Origin of the sequence: Pseudomonas avellanae BPIC 631 (assembly GCF_000444135.1) — a bacterium.
GTDB classification, from domain to species: Bacteria; Pseudomonadota; Gammaproteobacteria; order Pseudomonadales; family Pseudomonadaceae; genus Aquipseudomonas; species Aquipseudomonas avellanae.
In genome coordinates this window covers 1-376 of record NZ_ATDK01000151.1, presented here as the reverse complement: position 1 = coordinate 376, position 376 = coordinate 1, and the positions used below count along the sequence as shown (strand labels likewise).

At 46.0% G+C, this 376-nt stretch carries 1 pseudogene; it reads right to left on the bottom strand.

Annotated features, from left to right (window positions below):
• Positions 1–88: 88 nt before the first annotated feature.
• Positions 89–277 (bottom strand): annotated as a pseudogene (locus DW49_RS0107555) (alpha-xenorhabdolysin family binary toxin subunit B); the annotation flags it as partial.
• Positions 278–376: the final 99 nt, after the last annotated feature.

Sequence of the window (376 nt, the reverse complement as noted above, 5' to 3'; positions counted from 1 at the left end):
GGCATTGCAGGCTCGTATTGGTGTTGTGTGAGAACTCCAACAATACGGGCCTGTTCTCATAGGGATCAATAGGTTACGTCGAAACGGGAACAGACCCTAGATCGGTAATCAATGCATTGACCACTTTTTCCTTCGTCAACATTTCTTCCAGACGCGTTTTTTCAATCGCCAGCCTGGCTTGCAGGGTGCTGATCTCCTGATCAAGGGCGGGCGTCAGATGATCCACTGCGTTGACCTGCACTGCGTTCAAGTTGATCAGCGCTTTATCGAGCACCTTAGTGTACTGTTTTCGAAATAAGTTACCCATAACCTGCAAGCTAAGCTATTGATAAGATTTGAATTTTCCGTTAGTTGGTGGCTGATTTTTTCGAAAACA